Raw genomic sequence first — 17,807 nt, forward strand, 5'->3', positions numbered from 1 at the left:
GTGAAGCCGAAACAGGAATGCAAGAAGACAACTTTCGAGTGCGATTCTGGGGCGTGAGAGGCAGCTTGCCGGTATCCGGCAAGCAATTCCTGCGCTATGGCGGAAATACATCCTGCATCGAAATTCGGTGCGGCAAGGAAGTGCTACTCTTCGATGCGGGATCCGGGCTGCGCGAGGCCGGCGCCTCGCTGATCGCCGAAGGCGTCGATAACTTCGACCTCTTCTTCACCCACAGCCATTACGACCACATCGTCGGGCTTCCCTATTTCAAGCCGATCTACAAGTGTCAGTCGTCGGTTCGCTTCTGGTCCGGGCACCTTCACGGCGTGATGACGACCAAGGAAATGATCCGCGACTTCATGCGGCCGCCCTGGTTCCCGGTCGATCCGGATATCTGTCAGGCGAGCCTCGAAGGCGTCGACTTCAAGCCCGGCGACGTCCTGACACCGCGCGAAGGCGTGACGATCCGCACGACGAGCCTGACCCATCCCGGCGGTTGCGTCGGCTATCGCGTCGAATGGAACGGTCGCGCGGTCGCCCTCGTCTACGACACCGAGCACGAACCCGGCATCCTCGACCCGGCGGTTCTTCAGCTGGTCGCCGGCGCCGATCTGATGATCTACGACTGCACCTATCTCGAGAGCGAGATGACGCATTTCCGCGGGTTCGGTCATTCGACCGGCGTTCATGGTGCGCGCCTTGCGATGGCGGCGGGCGTCAAGCGCCTGGCGATGTTCCATCACGACCCGGCTCGAACCGATGCTCAGCTGGACGCCATGGAAATCGACGTGCAGTCCCTGTTTGCAGGCGCTTTTGCCGCCCACGACGGACAGATCATCGACCTGTGAGGTCGCTTGTCTTGCGCCACCGGCAAGCCGGGTGTCCCGCAGTGACCGTGAAAAGCGTCTCCAGGAAGTCCCAGACCGCCTCGTCGTGAACGAGGTGATGGGTCAAGATCCCGACCGTACCTCCCGCCTGATCCTCACAGCCCGCAATGTCGCCGCCGACCTGTCGCATGCGTGCGAGGATGTCGGCAACGATCAGCCGGTGTTCGCGGCAGCCGCGCGTGCCGTGCCAGTCCATCACGTCCACATGGGTGTTGACCAACGGGATCGGTGAGCGTTTTTCCGGGCCGAAAACCGAGAGGACCGAAAACCCCGCCTCGGGCAGCCGTGCGAGCAGCGCGGGATCGATCCGGTTCCACGGTGGCACGAGCATGGGCACGAAGTGTTCAGGAAAGAGCGTCCGCAGGCGCTCTACGCCGCCTTGCAGCTCCGCGAGCACCACCTCTTGCGGCCGATGCCCGCCGAGCTCCTGCTTCTTTTCGGTCGGTGGTGCGTGGTTGCGGTGCGCCCAGCCATGAACCGTCACGCCGATATCGCCAAGACCGGCAAGTCGTCGCGCCAGCGCTTGCGTCGCCGGTTCGGGTGGTACGGCGAGTGTCACCGGCACGGCGTGTGCATTAACGAGCGACAGCAGCCGGTCGAGCGCCGCGGTCGGTTCGATAGCATCGTCGTCCCGCAGCCAGAAATCGATCCTCCGTCCACGGAAATGGACCCCGTCGAGCGCCTCGACGAGCAATTGCCAATAAGCATCGGCGGTCACTTGGCGTCCCCCAGAAACTGATCGAAAATGGCATCCAGTCGTCGTGCCGCGGCCGGGAACGACCGCTCGTCATGGGCGAAGCGGCGGGCGTTTTCGCCGAATTGTCTTCGCGTCGCCGGCTCATCGATCATGCGGCGGATCGCGTCCGCATAGGCAGCGATGTCGCCCTCTGGCGTCAACAGGCCGGTCTCGCCATCGCGCACCACTTCCGGCACGCCTGCCGTCCGTTGCGCAATGACAGGCAGCCCTGCCGCCTGCGCCTCGAGATAGGCCAGGCCATAGGCTTCACCGCATCCCGGCCAGAGGTAGAGTGTGCTTTCAGCCAGCACGGCGGGAATATCGCGCGGATCCCGTTCGCCGAGCCAGACGAGCCTTTCTGCTGGCAAGGCGGAAAATGCGTCATGGACATCCTGCCGGCACGGCCCGTCGCCGACGACGGTCAGCGTCCATGGCCGGTTGAGCACCAATGACAGCGATCGGGCAAGCATGCGGTAGCTCGCCATCTTGTCGCCGCTGCGCATCATCGCCACGGTGACGAAGCGGCAGGCTTCGACGTCACCGCCCCCCGTCGAGGCGTATCGACTGGTATCTATGAAGGGCGCAAGCATTGCATGGCGGCAGGCGGGGGCGGCCTCCACCAGTCCGCGGCGATCGCGTTCGGTGAGGCAGATATTGACCGCCGCCTGCTCGATTGCACTCAGGACGTGGCGTTGCGACTGGGTGCGCGTCCCTTGATTGCGCCGGAGCGAGTACGACGCCTCGGCCGTGAGATAGGGAATGGCAAACTCGGCAGCAAGCTGCGGTCCGATCAGATCCGGCGCCTTGTAATACGGGTGGTAGCAGAACCACGCGTCCGGCGGCGTCTGCGACAGCCACAGCGCACGAAGACGCCGGGTTTCGTCGACCGCCGCCTGTCGGATCGCCTCGAACTGCGCCTCGTCGTCGTCCGCCATGAAGCTGCGCAGCGCGCTTGCCACCGACACCTCGTGTCCTGCCGCGCGCAGCGCTTCCACCAGCATGCGCGCCATCAGCCGGTCGCCGGAGGGAACGGGATGGTCGGGGGATTTCAGCGGCGCGTAGAAGGCAATTTTCATGCAGACGGAGCTATCATGTCTTCACGGCCGGGTGTCAACGCCCCGATCAGTTGATCGGTATGTCGAAATAATCCCGGCGCACGAGCTTCAGCGATCGATCCGGCTGGATGATGTAGGCCTCCTTGACGAAGCTGTTTCCGCTGACGAACTGGTGCGGCACGATGCTGCCGACCGGCGCCTTGGTCAGCTTAGTGCGCGGTTGTCCGCCATAGGTGATGCTGCCCGGTATCGGCTCCAGATCCGGCGTCGTACAGCCTGAAAGCACAAGGCCCAGTGCAGCGACCATCACCAGTGCGCCACGACGGCGAGGCGCGGGTTTGGATTTCATCGACATCAATGCCTCCCTGTTGCCTGCTTCTCTTCCCCGGCGTTTCGCGCCGAAACGCCAAACCATGGGCGAACTATCGGCTCCGGCGGGCCGGGCACTACTGTGCGCTGGTGTCGGTGGCAGACGGTGCCTTCGCCTTTGCCGCCTCCTTGGCATGTTCCGCCAGCAGCTCGTAGGCGACGTAGTACTTGTAGATGTTACTGACATACTGGACAGTCTCGCGCCCGACAATCTCGGCGGCAGCGTTTTCGACATTGCCAAACCACAGATCGGGATCGAGCCCCATGTCCTTCGCCTTCGCCCGGAACTTGCGCAGGTTGCCCGGGCCGGCATTGTAGGCCGCAAAGGCAAAGAGCAGCTGGTCCTGCGGCGTAATCTTCGGGTCGTTGATGTAAGTATCGACCAGATGCCGCAGGTATTTCGAACCGGCCTCGACGTTGCGGTCCTGGTCCTTGTCTATTCCCTTGATGCCGACCGACTTGTCGGCGGCCGTTGATGGCAGGAGCTGCATGACGCCGACGGCGCCGCGCGGGCTGCGACGGGACTGATCGAGTTGCGACTCCTGATACCCCTGCGCCATCAGCATGAGATAGTCGAAATCGTAGGTCGTGCCATGCTTGCGGAAGATGTCGACGAGCGCCTGGAAGCGTTCGACATCGGCCGGCGCATAGGCGCGCTTCAGCATCTTGTCGCTCTTGTAGTAGGCGTTCTTCAGCATATTGCCGAAGGTCGTGCCGATGCGGTGCGTCTTGACGAAAGCGTCGAGCGCCGTCTTCAGTTTCGGACTGTCCTTGCGGATCGCCCAGGCGATCTGCCCGTGATCAGAGATCAGGATATCGTCACGCACCTTGAGATCCGTGAACACGGTCGCCCAGATGTCCGCCTTGTACCTGTCGACGACTGTCCACGGCAAAAGTCCTGCATTCACCATCTCGAGCACGTCTTCGTCCTCGAGGTTCTCGTCCATGTCCTTGATAGATATCGGCGCACGGCCGGCCTTGACGAAACCGTCACTCAAGGCCGTGAGGTGTTCGAAATAGCTGCTGGATCTGCGCACGCGGACCTCCTGTCCGCTGAGGTCGTCCAGGCCCGCGATCGCCGGCGCCGACGGCCCCGTCACCAGCACTTCCTGGGCCTCGTCATAAAGCGGCGCGGTGAAATCCACCTTGGAAAGCCTGGCCTCGGTGATCGTGAGGTTGCCCATCACGATGTCGCCGCGGCCCTCCTCAAGAGCTTCGAGAAGCCGTGGCCGCGGAACCGGCACGAAGGCGACGCGGATCCTTTCGATCTCCTTCTTGCGCCCCCCGTTGAGTTCCTTTTCGAGCGCCGTTCCGAATTCAACCGCCGTGCCGAACTGACGTCCGCGATCGAGAAAGTAGATGGTCTTGCTGAAAGGAACCAGGATGCGCACGAGACGGCGCTTCTCCATGCCGTCGAGGTCGCCCAGATGCGGTTTTGTGATGACCTGGAAAGCGCTTTCGGTGGATTGCGCCCAGGAAGGTCCGATCCCCGCAATTGCGAAGAGCAGAAAGAACCATGCCAGCCGTCTCATGTTGGCCTCCCCAGCCCGAGAAAACCTATGCCTGCGGTGCGCCCTCGCCGAGTGCTGCTGCCGCATTCTTCTTGGCGATCGCGTCGCGCGTCGCCGCAGCCGCGGCCGCGTTCTGCTCGTCGCCGGCCACCTGCACCGTCGGCGAAGCGAAGGAAATGCCGTTCTTGTCGAACGCCTCCTTGATCATCGCCTGTGCCCGGCGCCGGACCTGCGTCTGGTGCCCCGGCTTCGTCGTCATCGCGAAACTCAAGGCGATGCCATAGTCGCCGAAGGTCTCCACGCCCTTCATCTTCACCGTCTCGATAATCATCGGTCCCAGCTCGGGATCTTCGAGAAGTGCCGCGCCGATACCCTTGACCACCTTCTTCACCTTGGCGATGTCGGCATCGTAGGAGACGTTGATGAGGAACTTGTCGATGACCCAGTCGCGGCTCATGTTTTGAACCGCACCCAGCGAACCGAACGGCACGGTGAAGACCGGCCCGCGGTGGTGCCTGAGCTTCACGGACCGGATGCTGAAGGATTCGACCGTGCCCTTGTAGCTGCCGCTTTGAATGTACTCGCCAATGCGGAAGGCGTCGTCGGTCATATAGAAGATCCCGCTGATGACGTCCTTGACCAGGGTCTGCGAACCAAAGCCGATGGCGACACCAAACACGCCGGCACCGGCGATCAACGGCCCGATTTCGACGCCAAGCCCCGAGAGCACCATCAACACCGCCACGACCAGGATGAAGGCGGCCAGGAAATTGCGCAGGATCGGCATCAACGTCAAAAGCCGTGTGTTGCGGGCCAGCTGCGCCGGGTCGCCCGTTGCAAGGCGGGCATGCTTGACGCGCAGGCTGATCAGGCTCTTGGTGAGCTGCCACACAAGATCGGCCGCCAGCAGAATGACGATGCCGGTCAAGACGCCGCGGAAGATCCGGTTGACGACATCATCCTGGACCATCATCGAGGCATGCAGGCGGAAGATGAAGATGAGCCAGGCGGCCGCAAGGCCGATGATGACCAGTCTGGCGCCGCGTTCGATCAGCACGTTGCGCATCACGCGCATGTCGTCATCCGCAGACGTATCGACCATGGTCGTCGCAAAGGCGCTGGTAAAGCGCAGCAGCGGCGGCAGCCCGATCACGTAAAGGCCGATCCAGAACAGCACCCGCATGTCGACCACCCACAGGACCCACAGCAGGACCAGGAAAGCGACGATCAATATGTTGCCGACCACGCGGCGCGATCCCGATGCGGTGACGACGGGTCGGCGCAGGACGGTCACCACCGCAAGCACCAGCACCACGAAACCGAGAATGGCGACGATGAGATCGCGAACGTCGCTGGAAACCGCAAGCGCCCGCATCGCGTCGCCAATACCCCAGACGGCAGCCGCGACGCAGATGATCGCCACGGACGACCGGTACCAGAAGCGAGCGTCCTCCGCCGGCAGGTGTAGATAGCCGGCTCGTCCGGTCGCATCCTCGGCATCGGCCGGTCCGGCGGACAGCACGGCGGATGCGATGGTGATCAGCAGCCGCGCGCCGATCCAGGCGACAAGCAGCGGGGCGATCGTCTCTTCGAGGCGGGATGGCCAGTCGGCAACGGCAAGCACCGTCGTCGTGGCAATCGCGAACACCAGGAGCGGCAGAACCTTGACCATCATCGCCCGCGCCGGCCCTGTCAGGGCAACGGAATGCAAGCTCCGCCTCAGGAGGTAGCGCAGAAGGTATTCAGCACCGTAGCCGACCAGCAGAATGAAGAGGAACCCCTTGAGGATCGGAGCGGAGCCGTGGCTTTCCATATCGCCGGAAAGGCGGGCGCGCGCCGCGTCGAACTCGGTACCGACGCGCGGAACCGCATTCGTGATCTTGGCGAGATGCCGGCGCACTTCTGCCGTCCAGCGGGCAGCAAAGCCTGCCTCCGGAGCGGCTTCCGTCGGCGCGGTCGCCGCGGGATTGGCCGCAGCCGTTGTGGCGGGTTGCTTGGTCGAGAGCCACTGGCGAACTTCCGGATCGTCCAGCAGTTCGATCAGTTGCTGCACCTTGGCCGGCTCGGCTACAGGGGCTGCCCCCTGCGCCGGCGCGCCCTGGGCCAAGGCTTGGGTGGCGAACAGAACGCCAAGTAAAATTGTCAACGAAGCGAGTAACCGAGCCACGGACCCGAAAGAAGCACTCAAATAACTGCCACCGACCATGCTGATCCTGCCCCCAGCGATCGGCATGGCGCCGATCGATTCCTGCCCTCATCCGCACAAACGCTAACACACTCTCCAGCGTTTGTGCCAACCCGCGTGTTTCACGCGCTTGCGACCATCAGCGACGGCGAAAACCGCCGCCACCGCCGCCGTGAAAGCCGCCGCCACCGCCCCCGTGGAAACCGCCACCGCCCGAAAAGCCTCCGCCGCCCGAAAAGCCGCCGCCGCCACCATGGAAACCACCACCCCCATGGAAGCCGCCGCCGCCATATCCACCACCGCCGAAACCGCCTTGCCGGTCGAAACCACCGCCGTTGAAGCCGCCGCCGCTTGGGAGGTTGAGCGGCCGCTGGTTGTACGACCGGTGCTCGAACGAACGCTGATTGCCGATCTGGCGGCCGGCCCGGTCGATCGCCAGATGATCGGGCGCACGATTGCGGGTCGAGGCCCGGCCGCCGGCCGGGCGGTTCTCGATGCGCTTGTTCAGGTTCTGCGCCGCATCCGGGTGCTGGGTCGCAAATTGTTTCCCTGCTTTCTTCGCATCCTGGATCGACGGTTTCTGCACCGGCTGCCAGCCATCAGGCGTATGCTTTTGCCATTGGCCGTCGTCGCGGCGATAGACATTGCCGTCGCGTCCGGCATAGACGTCGCCGCCCTTGCCGCCGGCGACGAAACCATGATTGCCGTCGGACGTGCGCCAGCGGGCAACTGCACCGCCTCCCGTCGTCGAACCGCCGCTGATGCGCGCAAAGTCCGATCCGTGCTTGACCGAGGCCGAGCCCCAGTTGCCGTAGACGTTGCTGCCGCCCCGTGCGATCGCCGCATTGCCGGTTCGAGGATTGTAGGCGGCGACGAAGCCGCGTTCGCCAGAAGGACCGTAGCCTGCCGCGCCGCGGATATAGGTGCCGGTGCGCGGGTTGTAGGCAGCACCCGCCACAATGCCGCGATAGGGGCCATAGGCGTAGCCGTAGCGCCCGAATGTGCCGACCGCCGGGTTGTAGAACGCGCCGACGCCATAGGTGATCGGTCGCGGATAGTAGGGCCAGTAGCCACCGCCGGCCCAGCCGTAATCCCAATAGTCGTCGTAGTACCAACCGGTGCCATAAACGAAGGTATCCCAGGCGAGATAGGCGCCCAGATAGCCCATGGTGTATCCGACCCAGACTGCGTCCGGCTCGGTTTCATAGATCCGCACATAGGTGGCATTGTAGACCGGCGATGAGGGCGGGATCGTGTAGATCTCGTCCGGCACGGCCTTTGCGACAGTGAACGGTCCCGTCGGCGTGTCACCGACGAACCAGACGCCGTCCTTCACGACGAAATACTTGTCGCCGACCTTGATCACCGTCTCGTTGGTGTTGACGGCATAGGTGAGCGACGTTCCGTCGATCGCTTCGAATTTCGGATCGCCGCTATAGGCGACATCGACCTTGACAGACCCGTCGAGCGCGACCCGCGCCTTCTGGGGAATGCTCGCTTTCAGGCGGGCTTCCGCATTTTCCGAGGTGCCCGGCACCGACGAGCGCACCGTGTAGTAGGCGGCATCCTCGGGAATATTCTGGAAATCCTGGGGCAGGTTCGGGGTGGCGAAGGTCCACGGGCCCTCGAGCGACTTGGCTGAAAACCACCGGCCGGAGACGAGGACATACCAGTTGCCATCCGCAGCCAGGTGAAAGACGTCGCTCTCGGTGTTCGTCGCGACCATCAAACCGGTGCCCGGCACCGGCTCGAGCTTCGGTTCGCCATCAAACGCGAGCAGTTCGGAAGGCGTGTCGGAATAGATGACCTTTGCCGGCGCGCCCTCACCTGCTGTGGGCGGGATCGCCGCCTTCGCATCCTTCCAATTGTCATCGTCAGGCAATTTGCCGAAGAGATCGGGAAGCGACGTCGTGGGTGTCCAGCCGCTCGCCAGATCCTTCGACTGCAACCAAGCCTTTTCGTTGCGAAGGTAATAGGTGCTGTCGGCGTCGACCTTGAACAGGTCCCAGTTGGTGTTGACCGCAAAGGAAAGGCCTTCGATACCTTTAACCGGTGCGAATACCGCCTTGCCGTCGGTCTGCACGAGCACCGCTGGCTCCTTGCTGAGATAGATCGGCGGCGGATCGGACTTCAGGCCCTCGACATTGCCGAGCCGCTCGTAGTCGGCAAGGCTTGCAGTCAGCTTGTCCTCCGACAGCGTGATCGTGCCGACGGGCAACAATTTGCCGACCTCAAGCGCTAGGTCCGCCAGTTCCTGGCGGTCGAGAACGGAGAAATTGATCTCCTCGACCTTGATGTCGGAAACGACAACCTCGTCGGAGCCACTGTCGGTGACGGTCTTGCCGGTCACCCCGATGACGCCGAAGATGGGCGTGGCGTCGTCGGACTGCTTGTATTCGGTTGCAATCAGGGCATCGAGGTCGGAGAAATCCTTCCAGGCGTTTACCTGCGGCTGGTACAGGGTGATCGTTGCGCCTTTCTCGGTCTTGTAGGCGCGCGGCCAGCCAAGACCTTTCGGATCGGCGTCGTTGAGGTACTTGCCGCTGACGAACCCGTCTTTCCCCTCGTAGCTGACGGCGCACCACGCGCCGGCGTCGTCGCATTCCTTGACGTCGACCTGGCCGCCTTCGCCGATCGTGCCGAAGCTGTCAAAACCGGTTCCCGGGCCGGCGCGGAAATTGACGTTGGCCGTCGTCGTTGCCGGAACAGCCCATGCCGGAGCGGCGCCGATTGCAAACAGGGTCAGGGTCAAGGCTGTTGCGCGCATTTCGCATCTCCGACGTTGCCGAAATCGACTTGAACCAGGCGGGCATGGCCCACCGTGCCCAACGAGCATCGCCCGGGCGCGATCCCGCGCAAGTACGTAACAGTAACAACGACCGTAACGCGGGCCCGACCCAAAGGAGGTATCGGCTTCATACAATGCAATTATCCGTGTTTTGGCGCGTAGTGATTGCATCGAGTCATTTATTCGAGCAAACTCATATGTGTGATTTGGTCATGCAGACATGCGGAGGAACTACCCGTGAACACTAAAGCACCCAGCCAGATTGATGTCTTTGTCGGTTCCCGCGTCAGGATGCGTCGGTTGATGGCCGGGTTGAGTCAGGAAAAGCTGGCTGACGGCCTCGGGATCACCTTCCAGCAGGTCCAGAAATACGAAAAAGGCACCAACCGCATCGGCGCCAGCCGGCTGCAGGCGATCGCCGATGTGCTGGGCGTTCACCCGAGCTTCTTCTTCCAGGAAGGCGAAGAAGGCGCGGCACCGCGGGCAGGCTTGGGCGATGTGCGCGAACCCAACGAAATCTCCTCCTTCGTTTCGTCGAAGGAAGGCATTGCGCTCAACCGCGCCTTCCTGAAGATCACCGACCCGGTCCTGCGCAAGAAGATCATTTCGCTGGTAGCGGCCGTCGCACAGACGCCCGAAGCGGAAACGATCGTCGCTCACAGTAGTTCGGCTCATGCACCCGACCTGCATGGATAGGCACGCCGGTTGCCAATGAGATAGACAGATGAAATTCAGGTTGCAGACCCTCGGGCGGTTGCGACTCGTCGATGACGACGAGTGCGATGTCGCTTTCCCGGAAAAGGGTCTGCTCATCCTCGCCCAGGCAATCGCCGGTGGCCACCGCGAGCAATCGCGCAACGACGTCGCCAAGCTGCTTTGGAGCGACGTCATGCCAAGCCAGGCCTTCGTCAATCTGCGCAAGACCATCTCCCGCATCACATCGCGGCAGGAAGAACTCGGCCACACCTTCCTCAGCTTCTCGCAAACATCCATTCGGCTGGAGACGGACGCACTTTCGAGCGACCTCGACGACCTCCTGAGCAATGTCCCTCAGGATCCCCTGTCGCGGTTCCATTGGGCGATCGAGACATTCCGCGACGATTTCATCAAGGACCTGAAATCGCAGGGCCCGGCCCTTCGCGACTGGGTAGCACAGCAGCGTGCCGATCACACCGGGCTGCTGCGCGAAAGCCTGATCAGCGCTGCCGACGCCGCGACCGGCCCGGATCGCAAGCTCGTCAAGTCCGCGGCGGTCAAGCTTCTGGAGAAAAACCCCGAAGACGACGAGGTTCGCAAGATCCTGAAGACCGTGCTGGCGCTGGAGGGGCGGCAATACGAGCCCCGGCTTCTGCCAGGCATCGAGCTTGCCTCCTTGTCCGCCAAGGCCGCGCCGGCGTCCGCCCTGACAAGCGCCCCTCCGCCCGAGCCCGGCGGCGACACGCGGCCGCCGCGCGTCGTCCTGTTGCCGCCCGGCGCCGGCAACGCCGACACTTCCGCCACGCTGTTTGCCCATTCGCTGATCGAGGACGTTACGATCGGCCTGTGCGCCCTTCGCTCGGTGTCGGTCATTGCGCCCTACACGGCGGCACAAATCAGCCTGCAGGCGGACAAGGCGAGCACCTACGAACAGCACGCCATCAGTTACATTCTCGACACCCGGCTGACCAACGAAGGTAACCGGCAGACGCTGTTCACGCAGCTGATCTTCTTTGCCAATGACGAGGTGATCTGGGCCGATCGCTTCACGCTCGACGACCACGGCCTGATGCGCTCGCGCCAGGAGATCGCACGCCAGATCGCCTTCGCCATCGCGAGCCAGGTCGAACGCAACGAGAGCATGCGCAAGACCTACGAGAGCAACGCCGGCTCCTATCGCAGCTATCTGCTCGGCCAGCGCTTCCTCAAGCAACTGAATTTGCCGGAGGTCCGGCGCGCCAGGAAGAGCTTCCGCGATGCACTCGGCCAGAATGCCGATCTGGCGCCGGCGATGAGCGGACTGGCCCGCAGTTACTTTGTCGAGTGGCTTTTGACGGCGCGCGGCGACAGCGAGCTGCTGGCTCTCGCCGAACAGCATGCGCGCGACGCGATCGCCATCGACGATACGCTTGCAGCCGGTTATCGCGAACTCGGCGTGGTCAAGCTCTACTGCCGGCAGTTCGACGAAAGCATCGAGTTTCACCAAAAGGCCGAAGCGCTGAGCCCGCAGCACGCCAACGTGATTGCAAGCTTCGCCGATACCCTGGTGCAGGCCTCGCGCCCGGATGGCGGCCTGCAGAAGATCGAAGCGGCGATCAACCTCAATCCGATCGCTCCCGACGAGTATTTCTGGACTGCCGCCGGGGCCTGCTACTCGCTAGCGCAATACGAAAACGCCCTTGCGTATATAGAACGAATGCGCGATCCAACGCCTGCGGACCGTCTTGCGGCCGCCAGCTGGGGCATGCTCGGCAATCGCAAGAAGGCGAGCCAATACGTGCGTAAGACGTTTGACGTCCATCCGGACTTCAACCTGGAAAAATGGATGGCAATCGTTCCGTTCCGCGAGGAATGGCAGAAAACCCATTACGGCGAAGGCCTGCGCAAGGCAGGTTTCTGAACCATCACAATCACATGAGGGATAAGGGGAAGATCATGACGGAACAGACTGCGAAGGTCGTTGTATTTGGCGTTGAGGGTGACGACGGCCTGTGGCTCGCGGATCTCGCGGCGGGAACCGTCACACCCATCACAGCCCCGCTCACCGGCGCACTGGCTTCGGCCAACGAGCACAGAAACGCCGGCGCGACGGTGGTCAAGGGCGTGAACTTCGCCGTGCGCGCCAATTCGGCCGGCTCGGTATCCGGCGGCTTCATGGACGGCTAACTCACGGCCGATGACGACGAGGCATGAGGCGGACCGGGCGCGCGAAGGCAGCCCGGTCAAGGACAATCCCGACGTATACTCCGACCGTGTGTGCGCGCCCGAGGAAACCTTCGCGCGGATAGCCGGTCTCTTGCCCGTTTTCGGCGTCAGCAGACTCGCCCGCCTGACCGGGCTCGACAGCATCGGCATACCCGTCTGGAATGCGGTTTCGCCGAATGCACGATCGATCGTCATCAACCAGGGCAAGGGCATCACCGATATCGACGCAAAGGTGTCGGCGGCGATGGAAGCCCTGGAGCGTGCCGTCGCCTGCACGCCTTCGGCACCGGTGCGAACAGAGACGCGGCGCGCACTTCTGGACAAGGGCGAGCGGGCGCTCGGCTTGCCCGGGTTGATCGCAGCCGGCATGGACGATCTCGGCGATGACGAACCCACGACGTGGCTTCGCGGCCACGATCTTTTCGATCGACATACAACGTTCATACCCTTTCACGCCGCATCGCTCGACCGGACGCTTGAGCAATGCCGCTACTGGCAGTCGTCGGACGGGCTAGCCTCCGGCAACACCGAACAGGAGGCGATCCTGCATGGCCTGCTGGAGCGCATCGAGCGTGATGCCGAAACCCTTTGGCGGCTTCGACCACTGGCGGCGCGCCTCAAGACCTGCGTCGATGCCCGGCTGTTCAACGATCCCGTCATCGACGACATGACCGGCCGCATAGAAACGGCCGGCCTGACATTCCGCCTCTTCGACATGACCAGTGACATCGGCATCCCCTGCCTGTCGGCGATCATCGCCGACGCGGACATTCTCGGTGCGAAAGATCCACGGTACCATGACGTGACCGTCGGTCACGGCGCTCATCCGGATCCGCGCCGCGCCGCGATTAGGGCCGTGACCGAGGCGGCACAATCGCGCCTCACCTACATCAGCGGCGCGCGCGACGATGTCTTTCCAGAGACGTTTACGCGCAAGCTGCCGCGTGAAACGCAGCAATTGTTCGTGGCGGCGCCCGGAGATCGCAACCCGGCGGCTTGCGCTTTCGCCGGTACCGGCACCGGCGCGCTGCTCGACCATGTTGTTGCGGCCTTGAAGCGTGCGGGCATCGGGACCGCCGCTGCCGTACCACTTCTCTCAGAGCCGCTGCCGTTTTCCGTGGTCAAGATTTTCGTCCCCGAACTCGAGAACCCCGACGGCGCGCGCAAGCGACGCTTCGGCAACCGGGCCCTGTCACACGCACTGGAGCTCGGATGAAAGTCCTCTTTGCCGGCCCAACATTGCCCGATGCGCGAACTCTGGTCGGCGATGACATCGTCCTTCGCCCCCCGGCCGAACTGGGCGACATCCTGCGGGCGACCCAGGAGGGCGCGACCGCCATCGGGCTTGTCGACGGTCATTTCGAACAGGTTGCCCCCGTTTGGCACAAGGAGATCCTGTTTGCCCTGTCGGTAGGCGTGCACGTCTACGGCGCTGCAAGCATGGGCGCGCTTCGCGCCGCCGAATGTGCAACATTCGGCATGATCGGCGTCGGCCGGATCTATGGCCAATATGCGGCCGGCGAGCTTGAGGACGATGCCGACGTCGCCCTTCTGCATGGCCCGGCTGAGCTCGGGCATCTGCCGCTGACCCTTCCGCTGGTCAACGTCGTTGCAACTCTGGAGGACCTGCGCCAGCGCCAGTTGATCGACGCAGCGGCTGCATTGCAACTTTTGCAGGCAGCCAGAGCGCTTTTTTACAAGCGGCGGACCTGGAGCGCGATCGTCGCCCGAACCACGCATGCGCAAGACGCGGAGACCCGGCGACTGCTGGCACTTCTGACTGGCGGAACGATCAACCAGAAGCGGCTGGACGCCCTGGAATTGCTCGAAATCCTGCGCAACGCCCCGGCCCTGCGGGCGAGGCCGGCCCAGGACTGGGCATTCAATTCGACAAGCCTGTGGAAGCGATTGCTCAATCAACTTGTCGCTTCATCCTGACGATCTGGATTTCCCATGCAACGTGTGTCACGCTCGTGTCACGCGCATCTAAAAATAGTCGCGCTATGATTTGCCATGTTGAAGTGGGTCGCACTGATCCGCGCGGAGCTGGGGAAAATCATGCAATCTTCGATCGCCATGTCCTTTGAAGCCGATGACAAGGAAAAGGAGCTGCTGGCGCTGGCTCGTCTGGTTACGTATGCACGTGACTCGTCGCGCACCCTGAATGTCGAAGGTGTCCAGTATTGCCTCGAACTGGCGCTCGCCGCCTTGCTCAAGGAAGTCGAGGAATGCGGCGACCGGACAGCCCTGCTGACCAACGAACTCATGACTCGCGCCAGCCTCGGCAACTGCTGAGCGCGCCGCCATCAGCGGCAAATTCACCGGTGGCACGGAAAGAGCCCTGCTTCGCGATCGCGCAAAGCGGGGTTTTTCGTTGACTATATGGTCTCCCGCCTCATCCGGGCCGCAGAAAGTCCCGTCCATCCGCCGGTCTGCCTAACGGCTTTCCCCTTTGGATCAAATTCAATCTCAGCAGTCACGCGGTCGTCGGCCCAGTTGTAACGGGCGATGACCGACGGACCCGTTGGGATGGAAATTCTCGTCTTAAGGTCGTTGCCCGAACGCATCTGCGCGCGCGGCCGGATATTTAGTCTATCTTTTCAATAGACAATATTGATTAAACACACACACCCGGTAGGCTTTCTGACAGCAAAGCGGCCAGCGATATCCGGACGGTTCGCCCGATAAGCGGGCATGCCGGCCCTCTACGCGCGGTCGATGAAGGGAGCCCTTATGACCGACACCAACTCATCCTTGCCCATCCTCGATCTACAGCGCTTCGCGGCGGGCCACCCCGAGCGGGCGGCCGCACTTGAAGAGCTGCGTTCCGTCGCCCGCTCGGTGGGCTTCTTCTACCTCGAAGGCCACGGCATTCCGCAAGAGCAGATCGATGGCGTCCTTCATCTCTCCCGACGGTTCTTCAGCCTGCCGGAGGCAGACAAGCTGGCGATCGAAATGCGCAAGTCGCCGCATTTCCGCGGCTACAACCGCGCCGGCCTCGAATATACCCGCGGTACCCAGGACTGGCGCGAGCAGGTCGATTTCGGCCCGGAGCGCGCACCGGTCGAGGTCAAGCCTGACGACGCCCCGTGGAAGCGGCTTGTCGGCCCCAACCAGTTTCCGGACGCCCTGCCCGAATTGAAGCCGGCCATCCTTGCCTGGATCGAAGCGGTGACCGGACTTGGTATCCGCCTGATCGAGGTCTTCGCCGAGGCGCTCGGTCAGCGCGCCGACGTCTTCGAGCCGATCTATCGCGACGGCCCGAACCAGCTTTTGAAGATCATCCGCTATCCCGGCCGCGACAAGACCGAGAGCGACCAGGGGGTTGGCGCCCACAAGGATGGCGGCTTCGTCACCATCCTGCTTCAGGATGAAGTCGGCGGACTGCAGGTCGACGACGGCAGGGGCGGCTGGATCGATGCGCCGCCGAAGCGCGGAACCTTCGTCGTCAATGTCGGCGAATTGCTGGAGCTCGCGTCGAATGGCTACCTGCTTGCCAACATCCACCGCGTGGTCACGCCGCCCGCGGGCGGGGATCGCCGATCGGTCGCCTTCTTCCTCGGCGCCAACCTTGCATCCACCATTCCGGTCCTGGATCTGCCGCCTGCGCTTGCCACGGAGGTCCGCGGCGTGACGCAGGACCCGCTCAATCCCTTGTTCCACGAGGTCGGCCGCAATGTGCTGAAATCGCGCCTGAGATCACACCCCGATGTCGCCGCCACGCACCATGCCGATCTCGTCGAGCAGCTGAAGGTACCCGTGCCGGCCTGACTTTTCCAACGCGACCACGCAAGAGCTGCCACCCAAAAGCTGAAGGAGCATTCGATGACGATCCATCAAAAGCCTGAGGAACCTGCAGTCGAAATCAAGACGCCGAGCGGCCTGCGCGACAGATCGCGACCGCTTCATCCTGAAACGCTGGCCCTTCATGGTGGCAGCTACCGTTTCGACCCGGTGAGCGGCGCCGTCGCCGTGCCGATCTACCAGACCACGTCTTATCAGTTGCCCGGCACCGACGGCGCCGACAAGCTGTTTGCTCTGGAGGCTGCCGGCCATCTCTACACGCGCGTCTCCAATCCGACGCAGGATGCATTCGAACAGCGGCTTGCCGAGATCGAGGGCGGCGCCGCCGCGCTGGCGCTCGGCTCCGGTCAGGCGGCATCGGCCTATGCGTTGCTCAATCTCGCCCGCTCCGGTGACAATATCGTCAGCGCCGCCGGTCTTTACGGCGGCACCTGGGCGCTGTTTGCATCAACGTTGAAAAGCTTCGGCATCGAGGTGCGTTTCGTCGACGCGTCCGACTCCGAGGCCTTTGCGAAGGCGACCGACGACAGGACACGCGCCTATTACGCGGAATCGCTTCCCAACCCGAGCCTAGAAGTCTTTCCGATCGCCGACGTCGCCGAAATCGGTCGCCGGTTCGGCATTCCGCTCGTCATTGACAACACCGCGGCACCATTGACGATCCGCCCGTTCGATCACGGTGCTGCAATCGTGGTCTATTCGACCACGAAATACATCGGCGGACATGGCACCTCGATCGGCGGCGCGATCATCGACAGCGGCACCTTCCCGTGGCACGACCATGCAAGGCGCCATCCCAACCTGCATGAGCCCGACGCAAGCTATCAGGGCAAGACCTGGCTGGAAAAGGCGGCCGCCATCGACTTCCATCCCTACATCCTGCGCGCCCGCGCCGTGCTTTTGCGCGATCTTGGCGCGGCCATCAGCCCACAGAATGTCTTCCAGTTCATTCAGGGGCTCGAAACCCTGCCCTTGCGCATCCGCCAGCACAGCGAGAACGCCATCAAGGTTGCCGATTTCCTGCGATCGCACCCGAAGGTCGCGCGTGTCATCTTCCCGAAATTCCAGGAGGGAGACGCCAAGGCGCGGAACGAAAATTACCTGCGCAACGGCCATTACGGCGCATTGATCGGCTTCGAACTGAAGGACGGGCGCGACGCCGGTCGTCGCTTTATCGATGCGCTGCAGCTGCTTTATCACGTCGCCAACATCGGTGATGCGCGATCGCTTGCGATCCATCCGGCCACCACCACTCACTCGCAGCTGTCTGAAGCGGACCAGCTGAGAACAGGCGTTACGCCCGGTTACGTCAGGCTGTCGATCGGCATCGAGCATCCCGACGACATCATTGCCGACCTGAAGCAGGCCATCGACGCTGCCTGAACGGGCAGAACCGACCAAACGCTCCCGGCCCAACCGTCCACGGCGGTTGGGCCTTTTCCATGCTCGGCGTCAGCCCTTCGTGTCGGCGGTTCGCACGCATGCCAAGGGCGAGAACTTGCGGCTTGCAGTCCTTTGCGTCGGCGCCGAAGGTGACTGCCGATCAACACGAACCGCGGCGCTGTTGCCAA

General features: G+C 63.0%; 15 protein-coding genes. 9 read left to right on the forward strand and 6 right to left on the reverse strand.

Annotated elements, in window-relative coordinates; translation table 11 throughout:
• The first annotated feature begins 17 nt into the window (after positions 1-17).
• Positions 18-848 carry an MBL fold metallo-hydrolase gene (locus tag RTP54_RS16045; protein WP_312364075.1) on the forward strand — a complete coding sequence of 277 codons (831 nt, stop codon included), beginning with the start codon at positions 18-20 and terminating at the stop codon, positions 846-848.
• On the opposite strand, the gene RTP54_RS16050 is transcribed toward RTP54_RS16045, so the two are convergent.
• The 6 genes from RTP54_RS16050 to RTP54_RS16075 form a co-directional block, all read right to left on the reverse strand.
• Positions 835-1,605 carry a polysaccharide deacetylase family protein gene (locus tag RTP54_RS16050; protein ID WP_312364076.1) on the reverse strand — a complete coding sequence of 257 codons (771 nt, stop codon included), beginning with the start codon at positions 1,603-1,605 and terminating at the stop codon, positions 835-837. The two genes, RTP54_RS16045 and RTP54_RS16050, sit on opposite strands and share 14 nt — an antisense overlap.
• On the reverse strand, positions 1,602-2,699 hold the full coding sequence (locus RTP54_RS16055; RefSeq protein ID WP_312364078.1) for a glycosyltransferase family 4 protein: 1,098 nt from the start codon (positions 2,697-2,699) through the stop codon (positions 1,602-1,604). The genes RTP54_RS16050 and RTP54_RS16055 overlap by 4 nt, the downstream gene beginning before the upstream one ends.
• Positions 2,700-2,745: 46 nt before the next feature.
• Positions 2,746-2,985, reverse strand: a complete 240-nt coding sequence (locus RTP54_RS16060; RefSeq protein ID WP_162719447.1) for a hypothetical protein — start codon at positions 2,983-2,985, stop codon at positions 2,746-2,748.
• A gap of 139 nt (positions 2,986-3,124) precedes the next feature.
• A complete protein-coding gene (locus RTP54_RS16065) occupies positions 3,125-4,579 on the reverse strand; it encodes a lytic transglycosylase F (RefSeq protein WP_312364080.1) in 1,455 nt (484 codons plus the stop codon).
• Between the two features lie 25 nt (positions 4,580-4,604).
• Entirely contained in the window at positions 4,605-6,764 is a 2,160-nt protein-coding gene (locus RTP54_RS16070) for a mechanosensitive ion channel family protein (RefSeq protein WP_312364442.1), read from the reverse strand.
• Positions 6,765-6,882: 118 nt separating this feature from the next.
• Positions 6,883-9,510 (reverse strand): SH3 domain-containing protein, encoded by a 2,628-nt coding sequence (locus tag RTP54_RS16075; RefSeq protein WP_312364082.1) that lies wholly within the window; start codon positions 9,508-9,510, stop codon positions 6,883-6,885.
• A 258-nt stretch (positions 9,511-9,768) separates the two neighbouring features.
• Between RTP54_RS16075 and RTP54_RS16080 the strand changes: the two genes are divergently transcribed.
• The 8 genes from RTP54_RS16080 (at position 9,769) to RTP54_RS16115 (ending at position 17,619) form a co-directional block, all read left to right on the forward strand.
• Positions 9,769-10,227 carry a helix-turn-helix domain-containing protein gene (locus RTP54_RS16080; protein WP_112809657.1) on the forward strand — a complete coding sequence of 153 codons (459 nt, stop codon included), beginning with the start codon at positions 9,769-9,771 and terminating at the stop codon, positions 10,225-10,227.
• A 28-nt stretch (positions 10,228-10,255) separates the two neighbouring features.
• Entirely contained in the window at positions 10,256-12,127 is a 1,872-nt protein-coding gene (locus RTP54_RS16085) for an SARP family transcriptional regulator (protein ID WP_112833738.1), read from the forward strand.
• 35 nt (positions 12,128-12,162) lie between these two features.
• Positions 12,163-12,393: a hypothetical protein gene (locus tag RTP54_RS16090; protein WP_112809659.1), complete on the forward strand. Its 231-nt coding sequence runs from the start codon at positions 12,163-12,165 to the stop codon at positions 12,391-12,393.
• Between the two features lie 10 nt (positions 12,394-12,403).
• Positions 12,404-13,648, forward strand: a complete 1,245-nt coding sequence (locus tag RTP54_RS16095; protein WP_312364087.1) for a YcaO-like family protein — start codon at positions 12,404-12,406, stop codon at positions 13,646-13,648.
• Positions 13,645-14,370: a TfuA-like protein gene (locus RTP54_RS16100; RefSeq protein WP_312364089.1), complete on the forward strand. Its 726-nt coding sequence runs from the start codon at positions 13,645-13,647 to the stop codon at positions 14,368-14,370. The genes RTP54_RS16095 and RTP54_RS16100 overlap by 4 nt, the downstream gene beginning before the upstream one ends.
• A gap of 75 nt (positions 14,371-14,445) precedes the next feature.
• On the forward strand, positions 14,446-14,727 hold the full coding sequence (locus RTP54_RS16105) for a hypothetical protein (protein WP_112809662.1): 282 nt from the start codon (positions 14,446-14,448) through the stop codon (positions 14,725-14,727).
• A gap of 438 nt (positions 14,728-15,165) precedes the next feature.
• Positions 15,166-16,203: a 2-oxoglutarate and iron-dependent oxygenase domain-containing protein gene (locus RTP54_RS16110; RefSeq protein WP_312364091.1), complete on the forward strand. Its 1,038-nt coding sequence runs from the start codon at positions 15,166-15,168 to the stop codon at positions 16,201-16,203.
• A 54-nt stretch (positions 16,204-16,257) separates the two neighbouring features.
• The gene (locus RTP54_RS16115; RefSeq protein WP_312364093.1) at positions 16,258-17,619 is read left to right on the forward strand and encodes a PLP-dependent transferase; all 1,362 of its coding nucleotides are present in this window, start codon (positions 16,258-16,260) and stop codon (positions 17,617-17,619) included.
• The last annotated feature ends 188 nt before the right edge of the window (positions 17,620-17,807 follow it).

The sequence above is a fragment of the Ensifer sp. genome (assembly GCF_031989085.1).
Taxonomy (GTDB): Bacteria; Pseudomonadota; Alphaproteobacteria; order Rhizobiales; family Rhizobiaceae; genus Ensifer.